This is a genomic window from Enterobacter sp. PL1 (assembly GCF_945957325.1).
Classification (GTDB): Bacteria; Pseudomonadota; Gammaproteobacteria; order Enterobacterales; family Enterobacteriaceae; genus Enterobacter; species Enterobacter roggenkampii.
Map to the genome: position 1 here is coordinate 82,599 of NZ_CAMFKT010000002.1, position 24,011 is coordinate 106,609.

Here is a 24,011-nt window from a genome sequence, read left to right on the forward strand (position 1 = left end):
ACCGACATGAAAAGTAAACTACTCAGTGGAATGGTGTTGTTCATGCTTTCGGCCTCGGCGATGGCGCAGCAGTACTTTAGCACGCCCGACCAGGCGACCGATGCGCTGGCCAGCGCCATTAGTGAGCATAATGAGCGCGCGATGAGCAATCTGCTTGGAGAGAACTGGCGCGATTTTCTCCCCCCCGAAGGCGTTGATCCGGATGCCGTCGATCGTTTCCTGCGCGACTGGAAAGTTCGTCATAACACCGTTGTCGAAGGAGATACGGCGCATCTTGTTGTTGGAGACAACGACTGGCAGCTTCCCATCCCGGTGATCAAAACCGCCGCCGGCTGGCAATTCGATATCAAAGAAGGGGCTGAAGAGATCCTGACCCGTGAAATCGGGCGTAACGAACTTGCCGCCATTGAAGCCCTGCATGCCTATGTTGATGCGCAGCAAAGCTACTTTGCGATGAACCAGAAATACGCGCAGAAGATTGTCAGCTCGGAAGGGAAGAAAGACGGTTTGTACTGGCCCGTCTCACCCGGCGAAACGCCCAGTCCGCTCGGACCGGCATTTAGCCCGAAAGAGCCGGGTACCGGCTATCACGGCTATCGCTTCCGGATCCTGCCGGATAATAACGGTTTCGCGATGGTGGCGTGGCCGGTCAGCTACGGTCAAACGGGCGTGATGAGCTTTGTGATAAATCAGGACGACAAGGTGTATCAGTCCGATCTCGGCAAGGATTCTGAGCAGAAAGCCCGGGCGTTAACCGCCTATAACCCGGATAAAATCTGGCAACCCGTGGCTCCCTGAACGCAACGCATAAAAAAAGCGGCCTCAGGCCGCTTTTTTTCATCTGAAGAAACTTATTTCTTCTTCGCTTTCGCGTTTGGCAGGTCGGTGATGCTGCCTTCAAACACTTCTGCCGCCAGGCCCACGGACTCGTGCAGAGTTGGGTGAGCGTGGATGGTCAGCGCGATGTCTTCCGCGTCGCAGCCCATTTCGATAGCCAGACCGATTTCACCCAGCAGCTCGCCGCCGTTGGTACCGACAATCGCACCACCGATTACGCGGTGAGTCTCTTTGTCGAAGATCAGCTTGGTCATACCGTCTGCGCAGTCGGACGCGATAGCACGGCCAGAAGCCGCCCACGGGAAGGTGGCGGTTTCGTAGCTGATGCCTTTCTCTTTCGCTTCTTTCTCAGTCAGACCCACCCATGCCACTTCTGGCTCGGTATACGCGATAGATGGGATCACTTTCGGATCGAAGTAGTGCTTCATGCCGGCGATAACTTCAGCGGCAACGTGACCTTCGTGAACACCTTTGTGCGCCAGCATTGGCTGACCGACGATATCGCCGATAGCAAAGATGTGCGGCACGTTGGTGCGCAGCTGTTTGTCAACGCGGATGAAGCCACGGTCGTCCACTTCCACGCCAGCTTTGCCCGCGTCGAGGTTCTTACCGTTGGGCACACGGCCGATCGCCACCAGCACGGCGTCGTAACGCTGTGGTTCGGATGGGGCTTTTTTGCCTTCCATGGAAACGTAAATACCGTCTTCTTTCGCTTCAACGGCAGTCACTTTGGTTTCCAGCATCAGGTTGAATTTCTTGCTGATGCGCTTGGTGAAGACTTTAACGATGTCTTTGTCAGCAGCCGGGATAACCTGGTCGAACATTTCAACCACGTCGATCTCTGAACCCAGCGCGTGGTACACGGTACCCATTTCCAGACCGATGATACCGCCGCCCATCACCAGCAGACGCTTAGGAACGGTTTTCAGCTCCAGCGCATCGGTGGAATCCCACACGCGTGGATCTTCATGTGGAATGAATGGCAGTTCGATTGGGCGAGAGCCTGCCGCGATGATCGCGTTGTCGAAGTTGATCACGGTTTTGCCGTTTTCGCCTTCCACTTCCAGGGTGTTCGCACCGGTGAATTTACCCAGACCGTTTACCACCTTCACTTTACGGCCTTTGGCCATACCCGCCAGACCGCCGGTCAGCTGAGTGATAACTTTCTCTTTCCAGGTACGAATTTTGTCGATGTCGGTTTTCGGCTCGCCGAAGACGATACCGTGTTCAGCCAGCGCTTTGGCTTCTTCGATAACTTTCGCTACGTGCAGCAGCGCTTTAGAAGGGATACAGCCGACGTTCAGACAAACACCGCCGAGGGTGCTGTAACGTTCTACGATGACGGTTTCCAGACCTAAATCCGCTGCGCGAAATGCTGCGGAGTAACCTGCCGGGCCTGCCCCAAGTACTACGACCTGAGTTTTGATTTCTGTGCTCATCATGACCTCTTAGTTTATACCCGTCGTCCACCGGGTCGTTCTATCCGCCCGCAGTTTACAAAATTGTTAACAATTTTGAAACAACAAACGGCTCACGAATTGTCGCTTTCGCCAATAACCTCACAAACGCCATGAGATTATCAGAAAAAAGCCGGCCGACTGGCCGGCTTTTCGATTACATCACCAGGCGGCGAATGTCGCTCAGCATGTTGTTGATGATGGTGATGAAACGCGCACCATCAGCACCGTCGATCACGCGGTGGTCGAAGGACAGAGAGATTGGCATCATCAGACGCGGCACGAACTCTTTGCCATTCCACACCGGCTCCATCGCGGACTTGGACACACCGAGGATAGCCACTTCCGGCGCGTTCACAATCGGCGCGAAGTGGGTGGTACCCAGGCCGCCGATGCTGGAAATGGTGAAGCAGCCGCCCTGCATTTCGCCGGCAGTCAGCTTACCATCACGCGCTTTCTTGGAGATGGTGGTCAGTTCACGGGACAGCTCAGTGATGCTCTTCTTGTTCACGTCTTTGAAGACCGGAACAACCAGACCATTTGGCGTATCAACCGCAACACCGATGTTGATGTATTTCTTCAGCGTCAGCTTCTGGCCGTCTTCGGACAGGGAGCTGTTGAAGCGTGGCATCTGTTCCAGAGCCGCAGCAACCGCCTTCATGATGAAGACCACTGGGGTGAATTTCACGTCCAGTTTACGCTTCTCAGCTTCGGCGTTCTGCTGTTTACGGAACGCTTCCAGATCGGTGATATCGGTCTTATCGAAGTGCGTAACGTGCGGGATCATCACCCAGTTACGGCTCAGGTTCGCACCAGAGATTTTCTGGATACGGCCCAGCTCCACTTCTTCGATTTCGCCGAACTTGCTGAAGTCCACTTTCGGCCATGGCAGCATGCCCGGGATACCGCCGCCAGCGGCTGCAGCTGGTGCAGCTTCGGCGCGTTTCACCGCGTCTTTCACGTAGGTCTGAACGTCTTCGCGCAGGATACGACCTTTACGGCCAGTCCCTTTCACTTTCGCCAGGTTCACGCCGAATTCGCGCGCCAGGCGACGAATCAGCGGGGTCGCGTGGACGTAAGCGTCGTTTTCAGCGAACTCTGATTTTTCTGCTTTTGCAGCAGGGGCAGCAGCTGGTTTAGCAGCCTGAGCCGGTGCAGCAGCCGGTGCTGGAGCAGCCGCGGCAGCCGGCGCAGCGCCTTCCACTTTGAAGACCATGATCAGAGAGCCGGTAGACACTTTGTCGCCGGTGCTGATTTTGATCTCTTTAACGGTACCCGCGAACGGCGCAGGCACTTCCATAGAAGCCTTGTCGCCTTCAACGGTGATCAGTGACTGTTCAGCGGCAACTTTGTCGCCCACTTTTACCATCACTTCGGTGACTTCAACTTCATCACCGCCGATGTCCGGTACGTTAACGTCTTTCGCGCCGCCAGCAGCAGCTGGTGCAGCGGCCGGAGCCGGAGCAGGCGCGGCAGCAGGTGCTGCACCTGCCACTTCGAAGATCATGATCAGAGAGCCGGTAGACACTTTGTCGCCGGTGTTGATCTTGATCTCTTTAACGGTACCTGCGAACGGCGCTGGCACTTCCATAGAGGCTTTGTCGCCTTCTACGGTGATCAGTGACTGCTCGGCCGCAACGGTATCGCCCACTTTCACCAGGATCTCAGTGACTTCAACTTCGTCACCGCCGATGTCAGGCACGTTCACTTCTTTCGCGCTCGCGGCAGCGGCTGGAGCAGCGGCGGCCGGAGCGGCTTTCTTCTCTTCCTGCGCAGGTGCAGCAGCTGCTGCACCGTCGGCGGAATCGAAAATCATGATCAGTTTGCCAGTCTCGGTTTTATCGCCAACAGAGACTTTGATCTCTTTAACGATGCCAGCCTGAGGAGACGGGACTTCCATAGAGGCTTTGTCGCCTTCTACGGTGATCAGCGACTGTTCAGCTTCAACTTTGTCGCCTACTTTGACCAGGATCTCGGTGATTTCAACTTCATCAGCCCCGATGTCCGGTACATTGATTTCGATAGCCATTATTCTTTTACCTCTTACGCCAGACGCGGGTTAACTTTTTCTGCATCGATGTTGAATTTGGTAATTGCGTCTGCAACCACTTTCTTATCGATTTCGCCACGTTTAGCCAGTTCGCCCAGTGCTGCTACAACCACGTAAGAAGCATCAACTTCGAAGTGGTGACGCAGGTTTTCGCGGCTGTCAGAACGACCGAAGCCGTCAGTACCCAGAACGCGATAATCATCAGCTGGAACGTAAGTACGAACCTGCTCAGCGAACAGTTTCATATAGTCAGTAGACGCCACCGCTGGCGCGTCGTTCATCACCTGAGCGATGTACGGTACGCGTGGGGTTTCCAGTGGGTGCAGCATGTTCCAGCGCTCACAATCCTGGCCATCACGCGCCAGTTCAGTGAAGGAGGTCACAGAGTACACATCGGAACCGACACCGTAGTCTTTCGCCAGGATCTGCGCTGCTTCACGAACGTGACGCAGGATAGAACCGGAGCCCAGCAGCTGAACTTTACCTTTGCTACCTTCGATGGTTTCGAGTTTGTAGATACCTTTACGGATACCTTCCTCGGCACCTGCTGGCATTGCCGGCATGTGGTAGTTTTCGTTCAGGGTGGTGATGTAGTAGTAAATGTTCTCCTGCGCTTCACCGTACATGCGCTGCAGACCGTCATGCATGATGACTGCCACTTCATACGCGTAAGACGGGTCGTAAGAGATACAGTTAGGGATAGTCAGAGACTGAATGTGGCTGTGACCATCTTCGTGCTGCAGACCTTCACCGTTCAGGGTCGTACGACCGGAAGTACCACCGATCAGGAAGCCGCGAGCCTGCTGGTCGCCTGCCTGCCAGCACAGGTCACCGATACGCTGGAACCCGAACATGGAGTAGTAAATGTAGAACGGGATCATCGGCAGGTTGTTGGTGCTGTAAGAGGTCGCAGCGGCCAGCCAGGATGCGCCTGCGCCCAGCTCGTTGATACCTTCCTGCAGGATTTGACCTTTCTCGTCTTCTTTGTAGTATGCAACCTGCTCACGGTCCTGCGGGGTGTACTGCTGGCCGTTCGGGCTGTAGATACCGATCTGACGGAACAGACCTTCCATACCGAAAGTACGCGCTTCGTCGGCGATGATTGGCACGAGGCGATCTTTGATCGACTTGTTCTTCAGCATCACGTTCAGGGCACGAACGAAAGCGATAGTGGTAGAGATCTCTTTGTTCTGCTCTTCCAGCAGCTGAGAGAAGTCTTCCAGCGCTGGCAGTTCCAGCTTCTCGGTGAAGTTAGGCTGACGAGCTGGCAGGTAGCCTTTCAGCGCCTGACGACGTTCGTGCAGGTACTTGTGCTCTTCGGAGCCTTCCGGGAAGGTGATGTAAGACAGGTTTTCGACCTGCTCATCGGTCACTGGAACGTTGAAACGGTCGCGGATATAGCGCACGCCGTCCATGTTCATTTTCTTAACCTGGTGAGCGATGTTTTTACCTTCTGCGGTATCACCCATGCCGTAACCTTTGATGGTGTGGGCCAGGATTACAGTCGCTTTACCTTTGGTTTCACGCGCTTTTTTCAGTGCAGCGTAAATTTTCTTCGGATCGTGACCACCGCGGTTCAGGGCCCAGATCTGCTCATCAGTCCAGTCTGCAACCAGGGCTGCGGTTTCAGGATATTTGCCGAAGAAGTGCTCACGCACGTAGGCACCGTCTTTGGATTTGAAGGTCTGGTAGTCACCGTCAACGGTTTCGTTCATCAGCTGGATCAGTTTACCGCTGGTGTCTTTACGCAGCAGTTCGTCCCAACGGGAACCCCACATGACTTTGATCACGTTCCAACCAGCACCTGCGAAGATGCCTTCCAGCTCGTTGATGATCTTGCCGTTACCGGTTACCGGACCATCCAGACGCTGCAGGTTACAGTTGATGATGAAGCACAGGTTGTCCAGCTTCTCACGGGTCGCGATGGTGATCGCGCCTTTAGATTCTGGCTCATCCATTTCGCCGTCGCCCAGGAAGGCGTATACGGTCTGCTCAGAGGTGTCTTTCAGACCACGGTGTTCCAGATACTTCAGGAATTTCGCCTGGTAGATCGCACCGATTGGGCCCAGACCCATTGATACGGTTGGGAACTGCCAGAATTCAGGCATCAGTTTAGGGTGCGGGTAAGAAGACAGACCTTTACCGTGAACTTCCTGACGGAAGTTGTTCATCTGCTCTTCAGTCAGACGACCTTCCAGGAATGCACGTGCATAGATGCCCGGAGAGATGTGGCCCTGGAAGTACACCAGATCGCCGCCGTCTTTCTCGTTCGCTGCACGGAAGAAGTGGTTGAAGCACACTTCGTAAACGGTCGCAGAAGACTGGAAGGACGCCATGTGGCCACCCAGTTCCAGGTCTTTCTTGGATGCGCGCAGAACGGTCATGATGGCGTTCCAGCGGATTGCAGAACGGATACGACGTTCCAGATCCAGATTGCCCGGGTATTCCGGTTCGTCTTCAACGGCAATCGTGTTTACGTAGTTGCTAGCCCCTGCACCTGAAGCAACCTTCACGCCGCCTTTGCGGGCTTCAGAAAGCAGCTGATCAATCAGATACTGAGCGCGCTCAACACCTTCTTCACGGATGACCGATTCGATCGCCTGTAGCCAGTCGCGAGTTTCGATCGGATCCACGTCATTTTGGAGACGTTCTGACATGGGGGTATTCCTTATCTATCTAATACGTTGATTTGTCTGGAACCTGTCCCATTGTGCTCTTGGGCAAGAACACAATAAGACAGGTTCTGCGTTTAGTTGCCGCGCTCTAAAAGTACCTGGCGCTTAATCCTTTCGTTGCTGTATGCGGCGTAATGAACGTTCGCGACGCGATTGTTCACGGCTGCGGTCCAGCAAGATTTCCTCAATGAAAGCCAGATGGCGGTGCGACGCTTCGCGCGCCTGCTCCGGTTCCCCGGCCATTATCGCCTCGAATACTCGGGTGCGATGGTTGCTTACCAGTGGGAGCATGTCCCGACGGGCATACAACAATTCAAAATTTTGACGAACGTTCTGGGCCAGCATCGGCTCCATGCAGCGTAGCAGATGGAGGAGCACCACGTTGTGGGCCGCTTCGGTGACGGCAATTTGATACTGGACGACGGCGCTGGACTCGGCGTCTAAATCACCGGACTGCTGTGCCCGTTCAATGGCCTGATGCAGCTCGCGGATACGCACGCGATCTTCATCAGTGCTGCGAAGGGCGGCGTAATAGGCCGCAATACCTTCCAGCGCGTGACGGGTCTCAAGCAGGTCAAACTGGGATTCTGGGTGGTCAGAGAGAAGTTCTACCAGCGGATCGCTGAAGCTCTGCCACAGGCTGTTTTGCACAAAGGTTCCGCCGCCCTGGCGACGAAGCAGCAAGCCCTTTGCTTCGAGACGTTGAATCGCCTCACGCAGAGAGGGACGTGAAACGTCGAACTGTTTTGCCAGTTCGCGTTCTGGCGGAAGTTTCTCACCCGGGCGCAGAGTCCCTTCGAGGATTAAAAACTCCAGCTGCTGCTCAATCACATCAGATAGTTTTGGTTGGCGAATTTTGCTGTAGGCCATATTCCCTGTCTTACGCCTTTTTGCCCGGAGTCAATTGGTCTTACCAATTTCTATTTCGTATCGCTAAAGTAACAAAGTATTCACCTTCTGTCCATATTGGTTTTGATTGAAATCAGTAAACCCTGCACATTTTAACAACCTTACAGAAATAACGTTTCAGAAATGTAACTTTGCACAAATGAGTTGATTACTCCTAAAGAGGGAGTTTTAACCATAATGAAACGAGGGTTTTTGCAATCTGAAGCGATTCAACAAGGCAAATAATGAAAATTCGCCCACTTAAGGCGCATTTCTATTCTATAGGTTGGGTGAGGAACAACGAGCGGGCCGATTTACAAATGCTTTCTTTTTATTCAAGTCGTCATCACCCCTTCATAAAGCAGGTGCATTCGCAGGCACTTACCACTATTCTGGCGCTTACGGAAGTCATCTCCGCTTTTTTCGGTCTCGTTTACCGTAAAGAAATAAATACAGAATATGGATTTTCATAATTACACACGCTCAGCGTGAACATAACAACCACACACGAGGTTTCAAATGGAAGCTCAACAGCACGGCGATCAGCTAAAGCGCGGGCTTAAAAACCGCCATATTCAGCTCATCGCACTGGGCGGTGCGATTGGTACCGGCCTGTTTCTGGGCAGCGCATCCGTTATCCAGTCTGCCGGTCCGGGCATTATTTTGGGTTACGCGATTGCGGGTTTCATTGCTTTTCTGATCATGCGCCAGCTGGGCGAAATGGTCGTGGAAGAGCCGGTCGCAGGCTCCTTCAGCCACTTTGCCTATAAGTACTGGGGCAGCTTTGCCGGTTTCGCCTCGGGCTGGAACTACTGGGTGCTGTACGTTCTGGTTGCCATGGCCGAACTGACCGCCGTCGGGAAATACATTCAGTTCTGGTATCCCGAAATCCCAACCTGGGCTTCTGCTGCAGCCTTCTTCGTCATTATCAACGCCATTAACCTGACCAACGTTAAAGTGTTCGGGGAGATGGAGTTCTGGTTTGCCATCATCAAGGTCATTGCCGTGGTGGCGATGATTATCTTCGGCGGCTGGCTGCTGTTCAGCGGCAACGGCGGCCCGCAGGCCACGGTGCGCAACCTCTGGGAACAGGGTGGCTTCCTGCCTCACGGCATGACCGGCCTGGTGATGATGATGGCGATCATTATGTTCTCCTTCGGCGGCCTGGAACTGGTGGGCATCACCGCTGCTGAAGCCGACAACCCGGAGCAGAGCATCCCGAAAGCCACAAATCAGGTTATCTACCGCATCCTGATCTTCTATGTGGGCTCACTGGCGGTGCTGCTCTCCCTGCTGCCGTGGACGCGCGTGACTGCTGACACCAGCCCGTTTGTGCTGATCTTCCACGAGCTGGGCGATACCTTTGTCGCCAACGCGCTGAACATCGTGGTGCTGACCGCAGCGCTCTCCGTTTACAACAGCTGCGTATACTGCAACAGCCGCATGCTGTTCGGCCTCGCCCAGCAGGGTAACGCGCCGAAGATGCTGCTTAACGTTGATAAACGCGGCGTGCCGGTGAATACCATCATTGTTTCCGCCATCGTGACCGCCCTGTGCGTGCTCATTAACTACATGGCACCGGAATCGGCGTTTGGCCTGCTGATGGCACTGGTGGTCTCTGCGCTGGTCATCAACTGGGCGATGATCAGCCTGGCGCACATGAAGTTCCGCCGCGCGAAGCAGCAGCAGGGCGTCACCACGCGCTTCCCTGCCCTGCTCTATCCGCTGGGTAACTGGATCTGCCTGCTGTTCATGGCGGCCGTGCTGGTGATCATGCTGATCACCCCAGGTATGGCGATTTCCGTCTACCTGATCCCGGTCTGGATTGCAGTACTCGGCGTTGGCTATCTCTTCAGTCAGAAAAGCCGTAATGCCATGAAGGCGCACTAAGCCTCCCACCGCGGTGCCTGCTTTTGCGGGTGCCGCGCGTTGTTACCTCCTTCACACTTTCACGCCCACAGCGCATTTATCCATATCACCGCCCTGATACTGCAACGCATATATCCCTTCGCCAGCAAATAATTCTCTCCATACCGTAACCCGGAGAGCAGTCTATGGATAACGCAAAGCTGTCAGTAAAAGAAAAGATCGGCTATGGGATGGGCGACGCCGGATGTAACATCATCTTCGGCGCCATCATGCTGTTTGTTAACTATTTTTATACGGATATTTTTGGTCTGGCCCCTGCGCTGGTCGGCGTGCTGCTGCTGTCCGTCCGCGTGATTGACGCCGTTACGGACCCGATCATGGGCGCGATTGCCGACCGCACCCGCAGCAAATATGGCCGCTTTCGTCCATGGCTGCTTTGGATCGCTTTCCCGTACGCGCTGTTCAGCATCCTGATGTTCACCACGCCAGAGTGGAGCTATAACAGCAAAGTTATCTATGCCTTTGTCACCTACTTCCTGCTGTCGCTCACCTACACCGCCATCAACATCCCCTACTGCTCGCTGGGCGGGGTAATCACTAACGATCCAAAAGAACGTGTGGCCTGCCAGTCGTACCGCTTCGTGCTGGTCGGCATCGCCACGCTGCTGCTATCCCTGACGCTGCTGCCGATGGCAGACTGGTTTGGCGGGGACAACAAAGCCAAAGGCTACCAGATGGCCATGACCGTGCTGGCGCTGATTGGCACCTGCATGTTCCTGTTCTGCTTCGCCACCGTGCGCGAGCGCGTGCGCCCGGCAGTCCAGACCAATGACGAGCTGAAAAACGACCTGAAAGACGTGTGGAAGAACGACCAGTGGGTGCGCATTCTGCTCCTGACGCTCTGCAACGTCTGCCCGGGCTTTATCCGCATGGCGGCCACCATGTATTACGTCACCTGGGTGATGGGCCAGAGCACCCATTTCGCCACGCTGTTTATCAGCCTGGGCGTTGTCGGCATGATGCTCGGCAGCGTGCTGGCAAAATTGCTGACCGACCGCTGGTGCAAGCTGAAGGTCTTCTTCTGGACCAACATCGTGCTGGCGATTTTCTCCTGCGCCTTTTATTTCTTCGACCCGAAAGCGACCGTCACCATCGTGGTGCTCTACGTCCTGCTGAACATCCTGCACCAGATCCCGTCTCCGCTGCACTGGTCGCTGATGGCCGACGTGGACGACTACGGCGAGTGGAAAACCGGGAAGCGCATCACCGGCATCAGCTTCTCGGGCAACATCTTCTTCCTGAAGCTGGGGCTGGCGATTGCCGGGGCGATGGTCGGTTTTCTGCTCTCCTGGTACGGCTACGACGCGGGGGCGAAAGCGCAAAGCGCAGACGCCATCAACGGGATTGTGCTGCTGTTTACCGTTATCCCGGGGGTGGGTTATTTGATTACCGCGGGCGTGGTGCGCCTGCTGAAGGTGGATCGTGAAACCATGAAGCAGATCCAGCTCGATCTGGAAAAACGCCGCAACAACTACCACGAGCTGAACGAGTATCAGGAACTGAAAGCCGCTGAGACTAAATAAGGAAAGCCGAATGCAAACCTGGCCAAACCCGTTTATTGAACAACGCGCCGACCCGTATATCCTGCGCCACGATGGGCAATATTACTTTATCGCCTCCGTGCCGCAGTACGACAGGCTGGCGATCCGCCGTGCAGACTCGCTGGAAGGCTTACGTCATGCCGCAGAGGTGGTGGTCTGGCGTAAACCCGACGCAGGCCCAATGAGCCAGCTGATATGGGCGCCGGAACTGCACCACATTGACGGAAAGTGGTATATCTATTTTGCCGCGACGCACACCCAGGCGCTCGACGCGCTCGGGATGTTCCAGCACCGCATGTTTGCCATTGAATGTACCGACAGCGATCCGCTCACCGGCAGGTGGGTAGAAAAAGGCCAGATCAAAACCCCGTTCGACACCTTCGCCCTGGACGCCACCACCTTTGTGCATCAGGGAAAACGCTGGTATCTGTGGGCGCAAAAAGCGCCGGACATCTCCGGGAACTCCAACCTTTATCTGTGCGAAATGGCGAACCCGTGGACGCTGAAAGGCGAGCCTGTGATGCTCAGCAAGCCGGAGTATGACTGGGAGTGTCGCGGGTTTTGGGTCAACGAAGGCCCGGCAGTGTTGGTTCACGACGATAAGCTGTTTATCAGCTATTCCGCCAGCGCCACCGACGAGAACTACTGCATGGGGCTGCTGTGGATAGACCTGAATGCCGATCCGCAAAACCCATTGAACTGGCACAAATTCCCGCGCCCCGTATTCGCCACCAGCTACGAAAATCGCCAGTACGGCCCGGGACACAACAGCTTTACGCAAACGCCGGAAGGGGAAGATGTGCTGGTGTATCACGCGCGGAACTACACCGAAATTGAGGGCGATCCGCTGTACGATCCAAACCGCCATACCCGCCTGAAGCTCGTCCGCTGGGACGAAAACGGGATGCCTGATTTCGGCATCCCGCCTGCGGACACGCTTTAATCGTTACGGCGCGCTGGCTTACACCAGCGTGCCGTAGATCGTCAGCAGCGCCACGATAACCACAACCACAAACGACGTTTTCTTCGCCATGGAGACAGCGGCTTTCGGCGTTTCAATCTTATCGGTATGCGGCTCGCGCGCCAGCGAGAACTGCGCCAGACGCGTTAACACCTGATACTGCGACGTATGGCGATCGGCAAGCGAGGCGAACCACGCGGGCAGCGCTTTTTCACCGTGGCCAATTAACGCGTACACCACGCCCACCAGACGCACCGGAAGCCAGTCAACCACGTGCAGGATGGCATCAATGCCGGACAGCAAACGCTCGTGCGGCGTCAGATAGCGAGCAAGCCAGGTCTGCCAGGCGCGCAGGAACGCATACCCCATCAGCAAGACCGGTCCCCATGGACCGCCCACCACAAACCAGAACAGCGGCGCCAGGTAGTAACGGAAGTTAATCCACAGCAGCGCGTTCTGCAGTTCGCGCAGGAACTCGCGCTCGTCGCAGTCCGGCGGCACGCCGTGGATCATCGTCAGCTCGCTCGCCATGGCATTGCGCGCATGGGCATCGTCACGGGAGGCGGCTTTAAGGTACGCGTGATAGTGCAAACGCACCTTACCCGCACCAATGCACAGCACGCCGAGCAGGATCCACACCACCAGCAGCGGCACGTTGAAAAAGAGTCCATACAGCGCGCGCAGCAGCAGGAACGTAATCACCATCACACCCGCCATCATCAGCAGCGTGCGCAGCATGGAAAAGTGCTTGATACGGCGGAATAACACCTCCAGCCGGTGATCCAGATGCCAGTGCTCACCGAGCTTGAACAGGCGTTCAGCGATGATAACCAGCAGCATGGTAAACAACGTCATGGTATCTCCTTATTCTGACGACGCGGTGAGCATGGCGCGGAACCGCGGCCAGTCAAATGCCGGGCCGGGATCGGTTTTTCTCGCCGGAGCGATATCGCTGTGCCCGGTAATATTGTCGGCGATGGCCGGGTAAAGTCCGATAAGCGTGCGGGTCAGAGCCGCTAGCTGTTGATACTGTGAATCGGTGTAGGGCGTGGTATCCGTGCCTTCCAGTTCGATCCCGATAGAAAAATCGTTGCACCGTTCGCGCCCGTGATACATCGATACCCCGGCATGCCAGGCGCGCTTATCAAAGGGAACATACTGAACCACTTCACCATCGCGACGAATCAGGCAATGAGCCGACACGCGCAGATGCGCAATCTCAGCAAAGAAAGGATGGGCATCGGGATCTATCGTTCCCGTGAATAACGCATCGATCCACGGGCCGCCAAATTCCCCCGGCGGGAGACTAATATTATGAACCACCAGCAGTGTGGGCTTTTCATCCTCCGGGCGGCAGTCGTGGTGCGGCGAAGGCACATGCCGCGCATCCACCAGCCATCCGTTTTCTAACAACATGCTGGAACTCCTTATGTATGGTGCTGTTACTCGGTTCAGAGTAGCATGTTTCAATATTATGATTCGTTACCAATTTGGAGTTTTATCATGCCGCCTCGCCGCTACAACCCCGACCACCGACGTGAAGCGCTTCTGGAACGTATTAATATGGATATTCCGGCAAGCGTTGCCCATGCTTTGAAAGAAGATCTGGGGGGTGACGTCAATGCCGATAAAGATATTACCGCACAATTGTTGCCGAAAGAGACGCGCTCCCACGCGGTCATTATCACCCGCGAAGAAGGGGTTTTTTGCGGTAAGCGCTGGGTTGAAGAGGTCTTTACCCAGCTGGCGGGTGATGATGTGCAGGTCACATGGCACGTGGAGGACGGCGATAGCGTCACGCCAAATCAGCCGCTGTTCGAGCTGGACGGCCCTTCCCGCGTCTTGCTGACCGGCGAACGTACCGCGCTCAATTTTGTACAAACGCTCTCTGGCGTCGCCAGCGAAGTGCGTCGTTACGTTGACCTGCTGGCCGGCACCCGAACCCAGCTGCTGGATACCCGCAAAACGCTGCCGGGCCTGCGCACGGCGCTGAAGTACGCGGTGCTCTGCGGCGGCGGCGCAAACCATCGTCTGGGCCTGTCCGACGCTTTCCTGATTAAAGAGAACCACATTATTGCATCGGGTTCCGTACGTCAGGCGGTGGAGAAGGCCTTCTGGCTGCATCCGGATGTGCCGGTTGAAGTAGAAGTGGAAAACCTGGACGAGCTGGAGCAGGCGATTAAGGCCGGGGCCGATATCATCATGCTCGATAACTTCGAAACCGAGCAGATGCGTGAGGCGGTAAAACTGACCAATGGCCGGGCCCAACTCGAAGTCTCCGGAAACGTCACCTTCGAAACGATCCGTGAATTCGCCGAAACCGGCGTGGATTACATCTCCGTCGGCGCGCTGACCAAGCACGTTCGCGCCCTCGACCTCTCGATGCGTTTTAAATAGTGATTCCTCCCCTCTCCGCCTGGAGAGGGGAATTTCAGCCCCGCTCGCAAATCCGCTGTTCTTTCCTGCAACACCGCATTAATTCTCTGAACGCGCTTTCCCGTTCCCTTTTTTGCCCCTCGTTTCTGCCCTTTTGCGCTGACAGAGTAGCGCCACTTAACGTAAGGAGCAGATATGAACAGACAACACGGATTCACTCTTATTGAGCTGATGGTGGTCATCGGCATTATTGCGATTCTGAGCGCCATCGGCATACCTGCCTATCAGAACTACCTGCGCAAAGCGGCGCTGACCGATATGCTGCAAACCTTCGTTCCCTACCGCACCGCCATTGAACTTTGCGCGCTGGATCACGGTGGTGTGGAGAGCTGCGATGCCAACAGCAACGGCATCCCTTCCCCCACCACGACACGCTACGTTTCCGGAATGAGCGTAGCGAAAGGGATCGTGACCTTAACAGGACAGGAAAGTCTTAACGGGCTGGAAGTGGTCATGACGCCGCAGTGGAGCGATGGTAACGGTATGACGGGCTGGACGCGCGTCTGCAACATCAGTGCTGATAGCGCTCTGAAGCAGGCCTGCGAAGACGTTTTCCGCTTCAGCAATAACTGAGGAGCGGAGAATGAATACCGATCAACTCGTGGCGCTTTGTCTTCGCCATCACGCACTGCTGTTATCCAGCGACAGTGAGAGGATCAACATTGCCGTCGTGGGAAAGCCCGCGGCCGAACTCATGGAGGCGCTGCGTTTCGCGACCCAGAAACGGATTGATATTGAGTGCTGGAGCGCGGAGCGCATGGAAAAACACCGGCAGCTGACGTCTCAATCGCATCTGCCCGGCGTTTCGCAAACACACTCTACGGTAGATGTCCTTAACCACACGCTGCAGCAGGCAATCAACCAGCGCGCCTCTGATATTCATATCGAACCGATGGAGCACGCGTGCCAGATTCGTTTACGTATCGACGGCGTACTTTGTCCGCAGCCTCCGCTTGCCGCTGAACTGGCTAACCTGTTAAGCGCACGTTTAAAAGTGCTGGGTAACCTGGATATTGCAGAACGCCGGCTGCCTCAGGACGGCCAGTTTACGATTGAACTGGCCAATGAGCCGGTCTCGTTTCGGATCGCGACGCTTCCCTGCAGCGGCGGCGAAAAAATTGTGCTGCGCCTCCTGCATCAGGTTCGGCAGGCCCTTGAGCCGAACGCGCTTGGCATGGATGCTGAACAATTGGCCTGTTTTAATGCGGTTCTCCACCAGCCGCAGGGGCTGATTCTGGTCACCGGCCCTACCGGCAGCGGCAAAACCGTGACGCTGTACAGCGCGCTGCAGTCGCGTAACACCCCTGACGTCAACATCTGCAGCGTGGAAGATCCTATTGAGATCCCCCTTGCCGGATTAAACCAGACGCAGATTAATCCCCGGGCGGGTTTAACCTTCCAGAACGTGCTGCGCGCACTGCTACGTCAGGATCCCGACATCATTATGGTCGGCGAAATCCGTGACGGAGAAACGGCCGGGATTGCCATTAATGCTGCCCAGACCGGGCATCTGGTACTGTCGACCCTGCACACCAACTCGACGACGGAAACGCTCATTCGCCTGGAGCAGATGGGCGTCGCGCGCTGGATGATTTCTTCCGCGCTGACGATGGTGATTGCCCAGCGACTGGTCCGGCGTTTGTGCCCACATTGTCGCCGGGAAACCCGCGATCAGGCTCAACTACCTCGCACAGTATGGCCCAGGCCGCTTCCACGCTGGCAGCCCACCGGCTGCGATCGCTGTTATCACGGCTTTTATGGCCGCGTGGCCATTTTTGAAGTACTCGCCATCGACAATGCCCTGCGGCAGGCCATTGCCAGCGGGGCGGGAACTGACGTCATAGAGGCGAGCGCCCGGCAGGCGGGGATGGTTTCTCTTTTTGAACACGGCTGCAGGGCCGTCGAACAAGGGCTAACCACGATTGAAGAGTTGTTGCGCGTCCTGGGAATGCCCAATGGCGGCTAATCAGCTCTGGCGCTGGCGTGCGCTCACCAAAGATGGAGAACCCCGAAGCGGGACACTCTGGGCCACAGACCGCAATGCGGCCTTCACCCGGCTGATGCGTAACGACCTCCATCCTCTGACGCTAACCCGATGCGCGCAGCGACAGCGCTGGCGGCCACACGACTGCGACGAGATGTTTCATCAGCTCGCCTCGCTGCTGCAGGCTGGGCTGACGCTGTCCCACAGCCTGCAAATGCTGGCAGAGCAACATCCGTTAAAACCGTGGCAGGCGCTGCTGCAAAGCATTGCCGATGAGCTCAGTGAAGGATGCCCGTTTTCTGAGTCGCTAAAAAAGTGGCCAGCCGTTTTTAGCCCGCTGCATGTCTCGATGGTGAAAACCGGAGAGCTGACCGGGAAGCTGGAGGTGTGCTGTCGTCAGCTCGCGCAGCAACAAAAAGCGCAGCAGCAGCTCAGTGCAAAAGTGAAAAAGGCGCTGCGCTACCCGGCGATCGTCCTGACGCTGGCTGTGCTCGTCGTGCTGGCGATGGTCACTCTGGTCCTGCCCGAATTTGCCGCGATCTACAAAACGTTTAATACCCCGCTTCCCGTGCTGACACAGATGGTTATGGGGATGGCCGCCTTTATGCAGTCATATGCCCTTGCGTTGTTCACCCTGCTATTAGCCCCCTTAGCCGTCGCCTGGGCTCTGCGGCAGAATCCTCGCTGGCAGTGCATCCTGCTGCATACGCCCGTGATGGGCGCACTGGCAAAAGGTCAAAAGCTGGGACACGTCTTTACCGTGCTGTCACTCACGCAACAGGCGGGTATCCCCTTTTTACAGGGCCTGGAGAGTGCCGAGGAGACCGTTGAAAGTCAGTACTGGCAGGGAATACTGCGCGGCGTGCGGGAGGACATTGAAAAAGGCCTTCCCGTCTGGTCATCCTTTCAAAGAGCGGCAATCTTTACCCCGCTCTGTGTTCAGCTTTTACGAACCGGTGAAATGTCAGGTGCGCTGGATATCATGCTGGCAAACCTTGCCCGCCATCATACGGAACAGACCTTTCAACGTGCAGAGAATCTGGCGGCGCTTCTGGAGCCAGTGCTTCTGATAGTGACGGGGGTCATTATCGGTACGCTGGTGGTGGCAATGTACCTGCCGATATTCCACCTGGGAGATGCAATGAGCGCGGGATAGTACAACAGGGCTGGCGCACGGGCATGCGCCAGCGATAGCCATTACAGGCTGTTGAATACGCGGTTTTCTTGTTCCTGAACGCGAATAAACGTCGTACGCTTTGTCAGCTCTTTCAGGCGGGAGGCGCCAACGTAGGTGCAGGCAGAGCGCAGGCCGCCGAGGATATCGCGTGCGGTGTTTTCAACCGGACCGCGCAGAGGCAGCTTGACGGTTTTACCTTCTGCCGCACGGTATTTTGCCACGCCGCCGACGTGACGGGTCATCGCAGACTCAGAGCTCATACCGTAGAACAGCATAAATTTCTCGCCGTTCTCTTCTACTACGGTACCGCCGCTCTCTTCATGGCCTGCCAGCATGCCGCCGAGCATCACGAAGTCCGCGCCGCCGCCGAAGGCCTTTGCAACATCACCCGGCATGGTGCAACCACCGTCGCTGATGATCTGGCCGCCCAGACCGTGCGCCGCATCGGCACATTCAATGACGGCAGAGAGCTGCGGATAACCGACGCCGGTTTTGACGCGCGTGGTGCATACGGAGCCCGGACCGATGCCCACTTTCACGATATCGGCACCGGAGAGGATCAGCTCTTCACACATTTCACCGGTCACCACGTTGCCCGCGATGATGGTTTTCGTCGGCCAGGCCTCACGCGCCTTGCTGACGAACTGTACGAAGTGCTCGGAGTAACCGTTCGCCACATCAATACAAACGAAGTTCAGCGCCGGGTTAGCCTTCAGGATCTGTTTGGTCTTCTCGAAATCCGCATCGGAGGTGCCGGTGGAGACCATCACGTGCTTCACCACATCAGCAGAGGCGGACGCCACAAACGCATCCCACTCTTCAGGGCTGTAATGTTTGTGTACGGCGGTGAGGATGTCGAACTGTGCCAGCGCGGTTGCCATCTCAAAGGTTCCCACAGTATCCATGTTGGCAGCGATGATCGGCACGCCAGACCAGGTCTGACCGGAATGCTTAAAGGTGAATTGACGTTCGAGTTCAACGTCTGAGCGACTTTTCAGTGTAGAGCGTTTAGGGCGGATAAGAACGTCTTTGAAACCTAACTTCAGATCTTCTTCGATACGCATGTGCGGATTCCTGGGGTTAGAGGCAAATATGTTAAAAGCACAACTCCAGTGACGCTATCATACGCACTAATACCTGCTCCGCAAGACTGCGAAATTCTCTTTTTTTACGCTACAATCCTATAAATTTACCTGGTAAAAAGCCGGTAAACAGGGCTAAACAGTTGCTGGCGCACCTGAGAGTTTTAATCAACTGATTTTAATAATGAATAATTCCCAGGATTTGATTTAATGGGGTATATCGTTGCATTAACCGGTGGCATCGGTAGTGGCAAAAGTACCGTTGCAGACGCGTTTTCTCGTTTGGGTATCACGATTATCGATGCCGATATTATTGCCCGCCAGGTGGTAGAGCCCAATACACCCGCGCTTAAGGCCATCGCAGAACATTTTGGCCAGGCAATCATCAATGCCGATGGCACGCTAAATCGCCGTCAGCTTCGCGAATGCATTTTTTCCGATTCAGCGGAAAAAGCCTGGCTTAATGCCCTGCTCCATCCCATTATCCACCAGGAAACACAGCGTCAGATAGCCGAAGCCCGCTCGCCCTATGTCTTGTGGGTGGTTCCGCTGCTGGTGGAAAATCAGCTGCATCAGAAAGCTGATCGGGTACTGGTGATTGATGTCACACCCGAGACGCAAATCCAGAGAACCATGATGCGAGACCACGTCTCGCGCGAGCATGCTGAACATATTCTCGCCGCTCAGGCCACGCGCGCTCAGCGCCTTGCCGTGGCGGATGATGTTATTGATAATAACGGCGCACCAGATGCTATTGCATCGGATGTTGCCCGTCTGCACGCGCAGTATCTGACGTTAGCCGGGCAGGCCGTTGCACAGGAAAAACCATAATGTCGACTCACATCCTTTTTGAGCATCCGCTCAACGAAAAAATGCGTACCTGGCTACGCATCGAATTCCTCATTCAGCAGCTTTCACAACATCTGCCGGTTAACGATCACGCTACGGCGTTGCACTTCTTCCGCAATGTAGGCGATCTGCTGGATGTGATTGAACGCGGCGATGTCCGCACAGAATTGCTTAAAGAGCTGGAGCGCCAGCAGCGTAAATTGCAGGCATGGGCTGAGGTTCCGGGGGTGGACGTAAGCCGTATCGATTCCCTTCGTCAGCAGCTTAAAACCAGCAGCAGCATCCTGATGGCCGCACCGCGCGTCGGGCAGTTTTTGCGTGAGGACCGCCTGATTGGCCTGGTGCGCCAGCGCCTGAGCATCCCTGGCGGTTGCTGCAGCTTCGACCTGCCGACGCTGCATATGTGGCTCCATATGCCACAAGCGCAGCGTGACGCGCAGGTGAACAGCTGGCTGGCAAGCCTGGAGCCGATGCACCAGACGCTGTCGCTGATCCTCGATCTAATCCGTAACTCAGCGCCGTTCCGCAAGCAAACCAGCCTGAACGGTTTCTACCAGGACAACGGTGATGATGCCGATCTTCTGCGCCTGAATTTATCGCTTGGCGAACAGCTTTATCCGCAAATTTCCGGGCATAAGAGCCGCTTTGCGATTCGCTTTATGCCGCTGGACAGCGAAAATGGCACCGTGCCGGAACGCCTCGATTTTGAACTGGCCTGTTGTTAAGGAGTGCCGATGTCTGATGTCACCACCGTAAACTGCCCGACCTGTGGCAAAACCGTTGTCTGGGGCGAAGTGAGTCCGTTCCGCCCATTCTGCTGCAAACGCTGCCAGCTTATTGACCTGGGCGAATGGGCGGCGGAAGAGAAACGCATTCCGAGTAAAGGCGATCTTTCGGACAGCGATGACTGGAGTGAAAGCCAGCAGTAATCTGTAAAGCCTGCTGGCGCGTCGCTTAGCAGGCCTTCGGTTGTTCGACTAACCGCAGGATCACAGGCTCATTAGCTGGCGGGAATTTTTCGGCATCACTTGCCTGAAGCTCCACCCAGTTACCCGGCTGCCCCTCTTTCCCCCAGGGTTCACCTTCCCAGTTTTCCACCAGCCAGAACCACAGCGTGATGTGTCTGTCCGGAAACTGGTATTCAAGCTTATCAAACAGCGTTGCGCCAAGCGGGGTGATCCCCACCTCCTCCTGAAGCTCGCGAACCAGCGCCGCTTCCGGGGTTTCACCGGCCTCAATTTTTCCGCCAGGAAACTCCCATTTGTTCGCCATATGGGCGTCGGCAGCGCGCTGGGTGATAAAGATTTGGTTTTGCGGGTTGCGAATAATCCCGACGGCAATTTGCAGTATTTTCATATTGTCACTTCCATAAAAAAGGCGCAGAAATCTGCGCCTTTTTGTTTTTTTATGAACTTAGCTCAGACGGCCGTGGCACGCCTTGTACTTTTTACCAGAACCGCACGGGCATGGATCGTTACGACCCACTTTACGATCGCCGGTTTGCGCGGCGATCGCCGCTGCGGCTTCGCTGTCGTCGGTCTGATGGCTCAGCTGTTGCATTTGTGCCAGACGCTCGGCTTCTTCACGACGCTGCTGTTCCATCGCTTCCACCTCTTCCGGCATACGCACCTGAACCTTGCTCAGGGTGCTGATGACTTCATACTTCAGCGACTCAAGCATAGAGGCAAACATGGAGAAGGACTCACGCTTGTATTCCTGCTTCGGATCTTTCTGCGCATAGCCACGCAGGTGGATACCCTGACGCAGGTAGTCCATCGCCGCCAGGTGCTCTTTCCACAGGGAGTCCAGCGTCTGCAGCATCACGCCTTTTTCGAAGTGACGCATCATTTCAGCGCCAACCACTTCTTCCTTGCGCTTGTAGACGTCCAGCGCGGTTTCGTAGATACGCTCGCGCAGGGTCTCTTCGTGCAGCTCAGGCTCTTTATCCAGCCACTCTTTGATAGGCAGATCGAGGTCAAAGTCGTTTTTCAGGCGTTCCTGCAGGCCTTCGATGTCCCACATCTCTTCCAGAGACTGCGGCGGAATGTGCGCATCAATCGTGGCTTTAAACACATCTTCGCGAATGCTGTTGATGGTTTCGCTCACGTCGGACACGTCCAGCAGTTCGTTACGCTGGGTGTAGATCGCACGACGCTGGTCGTTAGCCACGTCATCGTATTCCAGCAGCTGCTTACGAATATCGAAGTTGCGGCTTTCCACTTTACGCTGTGCGTTCGCGATCGCTTTGGTGACCCACGGGTGCTCAATAGCTTCGCCCGGCTTCATGCCCAGCTTGCGCATCATGCCGGACACGCGGTCGGAGGCGAAAATACGCATCAGCGCATCTTCCATCGACAGATAGAAGCGGGAAGAACCGGCATCACCCTGACGACCCGCACGACCACGCAGCTGGTTATCGATACGACGCGATTCGTGACGCTCGGTACCGATAATGTGCAGACCGCCGGATGCCAGCACCGCGTCATGACGCACCTGCCAGTCGGCCTTGATCTGCGCAATCTGTTCAGGCGTTGGGTTTTCCAGCTCAGCCACTTCGGCCTGCCAGCTACCGCCCAGCATAATGTCGGTACCACGACCCGCCATGTTGGTGGCGATGGTTACCGCAGCCGGATAACCTGCCTGCGCAACAATATCCGCTTCTTTGGCGTGGAATTTGGCGTTCAGTACGTTGTGCTTGATGCCCGCTTTCGTCAGCTCGTGAGAAACCACTTCGGATTTTTCAATGGAGATGGTCCCCACCAGAACCGGCTGGCCTTTAGCAGTACGCTCGCGAATGTCTTCGATGATCGCCTGAATTTTTTCCGCTTCGGTCATGTACACCAGGTCCGGCATATCCTTACGGATCATCAGACGGTTGGTTGGAACGACCACGGTATCCAGCTTGTAGATAGAGCTGAATTCAAACGCTTCGGTATCGGCTGTACCGGTCATGCCCGCCAGCTTCTCGTACAGACGGAAGTAGTTCTGGAAGGTGATAGACGCCAGCGTCTGGTTTTCGTTTTGAATATCCACGCCTTCTTTGGCTTCTACAGCCTGGTGCAGACCGTCTGACCAGCGACGTCCCTGCATGGTACGACCGGTGTGCTCATCGACAATGATCACTTCGCCGTCTTTTACGATGTAGTCGACGTCGCGGGTGAACAGCGCGTGGGCACGCAGCGCGGCGGTCACGTGGTGCATCAGCATGATGTTGCTCGGAGAGTACAGAGACTCGCCCTCTTCCATAATGCCTTCAGCCACCAGCAGCTCTTCGATTTTCACCAGACCACGCTCGGTCAGGTTCACCTGGCGCGCTTTTTCATCCACGGAGAAGTGACCTTCACCCTGGAAGGTATCCGAGTCTTCTTTCTCCTGGCGCAGCAGGTGTGGAATGATTTTGTCGACCTTACGGTACATCTCGGAGCTGTCTTCAGCCGGGCCGGAGATGATAAGCGGAGTACGCGCTTCATCGATCAGGATGGAGTCCACCTCATCCACCAGCGCGTAGTGCAGCTTACGCTGGACGCGCTCTTCGGGGCTGAACGCCATGTTGTCACGCAGGTAGTCGAAGCCGTATTCGTTGTTGGTACCGTAGGTAATGTCCGCGTTATACGCTTCACGCTTGGCTGGTGCAGGCAGGCCAGACATGTTGATGCCGACGGTCATGCCGAGGAATTCGAACAGTGGACGGTTGTTTTCGGCGTCACGCTGCGCCAGATAGTCGTTGACGGTAACGACGTGAACGCCTTTACCGGTCAACGCATTCAGGTAAGCCGGCAGCGTTGCGGTCAGGGTTTTACCTTCACCGGTACGCATCTCCGCGATGCAGCGTTCGTTAAGCACCATCCCGCCCAGCAGCTGAACGTCGAAGTGACGCATGCCAAACACGCGCTTACTTGCTTCACGCACGACAGCAAATGCTTCCGGGATCAGGCTTTCTAAGGTTTCACCTTTTTCCAGACGCGCACGGAATTCCGCCGTTTTCGCTTTCAGCTCATCATCAGAGAGCTTCTCCATCGCCGGTTCCATACCGTTGATGACGGCAACAGCTTTGCGCATACGGCGCAGGGTACGATCGTTACGACTACCAAAAACTTTAGTTAATAATTTGATTAGCATAATAAATTCTCAAACGCCCCATCATG

21 protein-coding genes are annotated in these 24,011 nt (G+C 55.6%); 12 read left to right on the top strand and 9 right to left on the bottom strand.

The features are described from left to right. The first annotated feature begins 6 nt into the window (after positions 1 to 6). Positions 7 to 798, top strand: coding sequence for a DUF2950 family protein (locus N6P30_RS02200; RefSeq protein ID WP_032676834.1), 792 nt, complete (start codon positions 7 to 9; stop codon positions 796 to 798). 53 nt (positions 799 to 851) lie between these two features. Here N6P30_RS02200 and lpdA read toward each other — a convergent pair whose 3' ends face one another. The 4 genes from lpdA to pdhR form a co-directional block, all read right to left on the bottom strand. Beyond that, the gene (lpdA, locus tag N6P30_RS02205) at positions 852 to 2,276 is read right to left on the bottom strand and encodes a dihydrolipoyl dehydrogenase (protein WP_003856313.1); all 1,425 of its coding nucleotides are present in this window, start codon (positions 2,274 to 2,276) and stop codon (positions 852 to 854) included. A gap of 175 nt (positions 2,277 to 2,451) precedes the next feature. Beyond that, complete coding sequence (gene aceF / locus N6P30_RS02210) at positions 2,452 to 4,323, bottom strand: pyruvate dehydrogenase complex dihydrolipoyllysine-residue acetyltransferase (RefSeq protein ID WP_023293273.1); 1,872 nt, start codon at positions 4,321 to 4,323, stop codon at positions 2,452 to 2,454. 14 nt (positions 4,324 to 4,337) lie between these two features. Further along, positions 4,338 to 7,001: a pyruvate dehydrogenase (acetyl-transferring), homodimeric type gene (gene aceE / locus N6P30_RS02215; RefSeq protein ID WP_008501959.1), complete on the bottom strand. Its 2,664-nt coding sequence runs from the start codon at positions 6,999 to 7,001 to the stop codon at positions 4,338 to 4,340. A gap of 123 nt (positions 7,002 to 7,124) precedes the next feature. After that, on the bottom strand, positions 7,125 to 7,889 hold the full coding sequence (gene pdhR / locus N6P30_RS02220; RefSeq protein WP_008501960.1) for a pyruvate dehydrogenase complex transcriptional repressor PdhR: 765 nt from the start codon (positions 7,887 to 7,889) through the stop codon (positions 7,125 to 7,127). Positions 7,890 to 8,152: 263 nt separating this feature from the next. Between pdhR and N6P30_RS02225 the strand changes: the two genes are divergently transcribed. From N6P30_RS02225 to N6P30_RS02240, 4 genes are all read left to right on the top strand, one after another. Further along, on the top strand, positions 8,153 to 8,380 hold the full coding sequence (locus N6P30_RS02225; protein WP_023293274.1) for a hypothetical protein: 228 nt from the start codon (positions 8,153 to 8,155) through the stop codon (positions 8,378 to 8,380). Positions 8,381 to 8,426: 46 nt separating this feature from the next. Next, entirely contained in the window at positions 8,427 to 9,797 is a 1,371-nt protein-coding gene (aroP, locus tag N6P30_RS02230; RefSeq protein ID WP_008501961.1) for an aromatic amino acid transporter AroP, read from the top strand. A gap of 164 nt (positions 9,798 to 9,961) precedes the next feature. Further along, positions 9,962 to 11,359: a glycoside-pentoside-hexuronide (GPH):cation symporter gene (locus N6P30_RS02235; protein ID WP_023293275.1), complete on the top strand. Its 1,398-nt coding sequence runs from the start codon at positions 9,962 to 9,964 to the stop codon at positions 11,357 to 11,359. Between the two features lie 10 nt (positions 11,360 to 11,369). Continuing rightward, positions 11,370 to 12,320 (top strand): family 43 glycosylhydrolase, encoded by a 951-nt coding sequence (locus N6P30_RS02240; RefSeq protein ID WP_023293276.1) that lies wholly within the window; start codon positions 11,370 to 11,372, stop codon positions 12,318 to 12,320. Between the two features lie 18 nt (positions 12,321 to 12,338). On the opposite strand, the gene ampE is transcribed toward N6P30_RS02240, so the two are convergent. Both ampE and ampD read right to left on the bottom strand, forming a co-directional pair. Then, positions 12,339 to 13,193: a beta-lactamase regulator AmpE gene (gene ampE / locus N6P30_RS02245; RefSeq protein WP_008501964.1), complete on the bottom strand. Its 855-nt coding sequence runs from the start codon at positions 13,191 to 13,193 to the stop codon at positions 12,339 to 12,341. 9 nt (positions 13,194 to 13,202) lie between these two features. Then, positions 13,203 to 13,754, bottom strand: a complete 552-nt coding sequence (gene ampD / locus N6P30_RS02250) for a 1,6-anhydro-N-acetylmuramyl-L-alanine amidase AmpD (protein ID WP_021240513.1) — start codon at positions 13,752 to 13,754, stop codon at positions 13,203 to 13,205. Between the two features lie 87 nt (positions 13,755 to 13,841). On the opposite strand from ampD, the gene nadC reads away from it, so the two are divergent. The 4 genes from nadC to hofC all read left to right on the top strand — a co-directional run bounded on the left by nadC (position 13,842) and on the right by hofC (position 17,914). Continuing rightward, positions 13,842 to 14,735 carry a carboxylating nicotinate-nucleotide diphosphorylase gene (gene nadC / locus N6P30_RS02255; protein WP_021240514.1) on the top strand — a complete coding sequence of 298 codons (894 nt, stop codon included), beginning with the start codon at positions 13,842 to 13,844 and terminating at the stop codon, positions 14,733 to 14,735. 174 nt (positions 14,736 to 14,909) lie between these two features. Then, complete coding sequence (ppdD, locus tag N6P30_RS02260; protein ID WP_023293279.1) at positions 14,910 to 15,347, top strand: prepilin peptidase-dependent pilin; 438 nt, start codon at positions 14,910 to 14,912, stop codon at positions 15,345 to 15,347. A gap of 10 nt (positions 15,348 to 15,357) precedes the next feature. Then, positions 15,358 to 16,740, top strand: coding sequence for a type II secretion system protein GspE (gene gspE, locus N6P30_RS02265; RefSeq protein ID WP_023293280.1), 1,383 nt, complete (start codon positions 15,358 to 15,360; stop codon positions 16,738 to 16,740). Continuing rightward, positions 16,730 to 17,914 (top strand): protein transport protein HofC, encoded by a 1,185-nt coding sequence (gene hofC, locus N6P30_RS02270; RefSeq protein WP_023293281.1) that lies wholly within the window; start codon positions 16,730 to 16,732, stop codon positions 17,912 to 17,914. The genes gspE and hofC overlap by 11 nt, the downstream gene beginning before the upstream one ends. A 41-nt stretch (positions 17,915 to 17,955) precedes the next feature. Here the strand turns inward: hofC and N6P30_RS02275 are convergent, their stop codons facing one another. Continuing rightward, a complete protein-coding gene (locus tag N6P30_RS02275; RefSeq protein ID WP_023293282.1) occupies positions 17,956 to 18,999 on the bottom strand; it encodes a GMP reductase in 1,044 nt (347 codons plus the stop codon). Between the two features lie 228 nt (positions 19,000 to 19,227). On the opposite strand from N6P30_RS02275, the gene coaE reads away from it, so the two are divergent. Genes coaE through yacG form a run of 3 tightly spaced genes read left to right on the top strand, consistent with a single transcriptional unit; the run spans position 19,228 to position 20,795 of the window. After that, on the top strand, positions 19,228 to 19,848 hold the full coding sequence (gene coaE, locus N6P30_RS02280) for a dephospho-CoA kinase (RefSeq protein WP_023293283.1): 621 nt from the start codon (positions 19,228 to 19,230) through the stop codon (positions 19,846 to 19,848). Continuing rightward, the gene (zapD, locus tag N6P30_RS02285) at positions 19,848 to 20,591 is read left to right on the top strand and encodes a cell division protein ZapD (RefSeq protein ID WP_008501972.1); all 744 of its coding nucleotides are present in this window, start codon (positions 19,848 to 19,850) and stop codon (positions 20,589 to 20,591) included. The genes coaE and zapD overlap by 1 nt, the downstream gene beginning before the upstream one ends. A gap of 9 nt (positions 20,592 to 20,600) precedes the next feature. Beyond that, on the top strand, positions 20,601 to 20,795 hold the full coding sequence (yacG, locus tag N6P30_RS02290; protein WP_021240519.1) for a DNA gyrase inhibitor YacG: 195 nt from the start codon (positions 20,601 to 20,603) through the stop codon (positions 20,793 to 20,795). A 25-nt stretch (positions 20,796 to 20,820) separates the two neighbouring features. Here yacG and mutT read toward each other — a convergent pair whose 3' ends face one another. Beyond that, on the bottom strand, positions 20,821 to 21,222 hold the full coding sequence (gene mutT, locus N6P30_RS02295) for an 8-oxo-dGTP diphosphatase MutT (RefSeq protein WP_021240520.1): 402 nt from the start codon (positions 21,220 to 21,222) through the stop codon (positions 20,821 to 20,823). 57 nt (positions 21,223 to 21,279) lie between these two features. Further along, positions 21,280 to 23,985, bottom strand: coding sequence for a preprotein translocase subunit SecA (gene secA / locus N6P30_RS02300; protein WP_260629926.1), 2,706 nt, complete (start codon positions 23,983 to 23,985; stop codon positions 21,280 to 21,282). Positions 23,986 to 24,011 lie beyond the last annotated feature (26 nt).

Excerpts from the sequence above, each read along its gene's own strand:
- N6P30_RS02200 (WP_032676834.1), top strand. The coding sequence starts at position 7 with ATGAAAAGTAAACTACTCAGTGGAATGGTGTTGTTCATGCTTTCGGCC.
- lpdA (WP_003856313.1), bottom strand. The coding sequence starts at position 2,276 with ATGAGCACAGAAATCAAAACTCAGGTCGTAGTACTTGGGGCAGGCCCG.
- aceF (WP_023293273.1), bottom strand. The coding sequence starts at position 4,323 with ATGGCTATCGAAATCAATGTACCGGACATCGGGGCTGATGAAGTTGAA.
- aceE (WP_008501959.1), bottom strand. The coding sequence starts at position 7,001 with ATGTCAGAACGTCTCCAAAATGACGTGGATCCGATCGAAACTCGCGAC.
- pdhR (WP_008501960.1), bottom strand. The coding sequence starts at position 7,889 with ATGGCCTACAGCAAAATTCGCCAACCAAAACTATCTGATGTGATTGAG.
- N6P30_RS02225 (WP_023293274.1), top strand. The coding sequence starts at position 8,153 with ATGAAAATTCGCCCACTTAAGGCGCATTTCTATTCTATAGGTTGGGTG.
- aroP (WP_008501961.1), top strand. The coding sequence starts at position 8,427 with ATGGAAGCTCAACAGCACGGCGATCAGCTAAAGCGCGGGCTTAAAAAC.
- N6P30_RS02235 (WP_023293275.1), top strand. The coding sequence starts at position 9,962 with ATGGATAACGCAAAGCTGTCAGTAAAAGAAAAGATCGGCTATGGGATG.
- N6P30_RS02240 (WP_023293276.1), top strand. The coding sequence starts at position 11,370 with ATGCAAACCTGGCCAAACCCGTTTATTGAACAACGCGCCGACCCGTAT.
- ampE (WP_008501964.1), bottom strand. The coding sequence starts at position 13,193 with ATGACGTTGTTTACCATGCTGCTGGTTATCATCGCTGAACGCCTGTTC.
- ampD (WP_021240513.1), bottom strand. The coding sequence starts at position 13,754 with ATGTTGTTAGAAAACGGATGGCTGGTGGATGCGCGGCATGTGCCTTCG.
- nadC (WP_021240514.1), top strand. The coding sequence starts at position 13,842 with ATGCCGCCTCGCCGCTACAACCCCGACCACCGACGTGAAGCGCTTCTG.
- ppdD (WP_023293279.1), top strand. The coding sequence starts at position 14,910 with ATGAACAGACAACACGGATTCACTCTTATTGAGCTGATGGTGGTCATC.
- gspE (WP_023293280.1), top strand. The coding sequence starts at position 15,358 with ATGAATACCGATCAACTCGTGGCGCTTTGTCTTCGCCATCACGCACTG.
- hofC (WP_023293281.1), top strand. The coding sequence starts at position 16,730 with ATGGCGGCTAATCAGCTCTGGCGCTGGCGTGCGCTCACCAAAGATGGA.
- N6P30_RS02275 (WP_023293282.1), bottom strand. The coding sequence starts at position 18,999 with ATGCGTATCGAAGAAGATCTGAAGTTAGGTTTCAAAGACGTTCTTATC.
- coaE (WP_023293283.1), top strand. The coding sequence starts at position 19,228 with ATGGGGTATATCGTTGCATTAACCGGTGGCATCGGTAGTGGCAAAAGT.
- zapD (WP_008501972.1), top strand. The coding sequence starts at position 19,848 with ATGTCGACTCACATCCTTTTTGAGCATCCGCTCAACGAAAAAATGCGT.
- yacG (WP_021240519.1), top strand. The coding sequence starts at position 20,601 with ATGTCTGATGTCACCACCGTAAACTGCCCGACCTGTGGCAAAACCGTT.
- mutT (WP_021240520.1), bottom strand. The coding sequence starts at position 21,222 with ATGAAAATACTGCAAATTGCCGTCGGGATTATTCGCAACCCGCAAAAC.
- secA (WP_260629926.1), bottom strand. The coding sequence starts at position 23,985 with ATGCTAATCAAATTATTAACTAAAGTTTTTGGTAGTCGTAACGATCGT.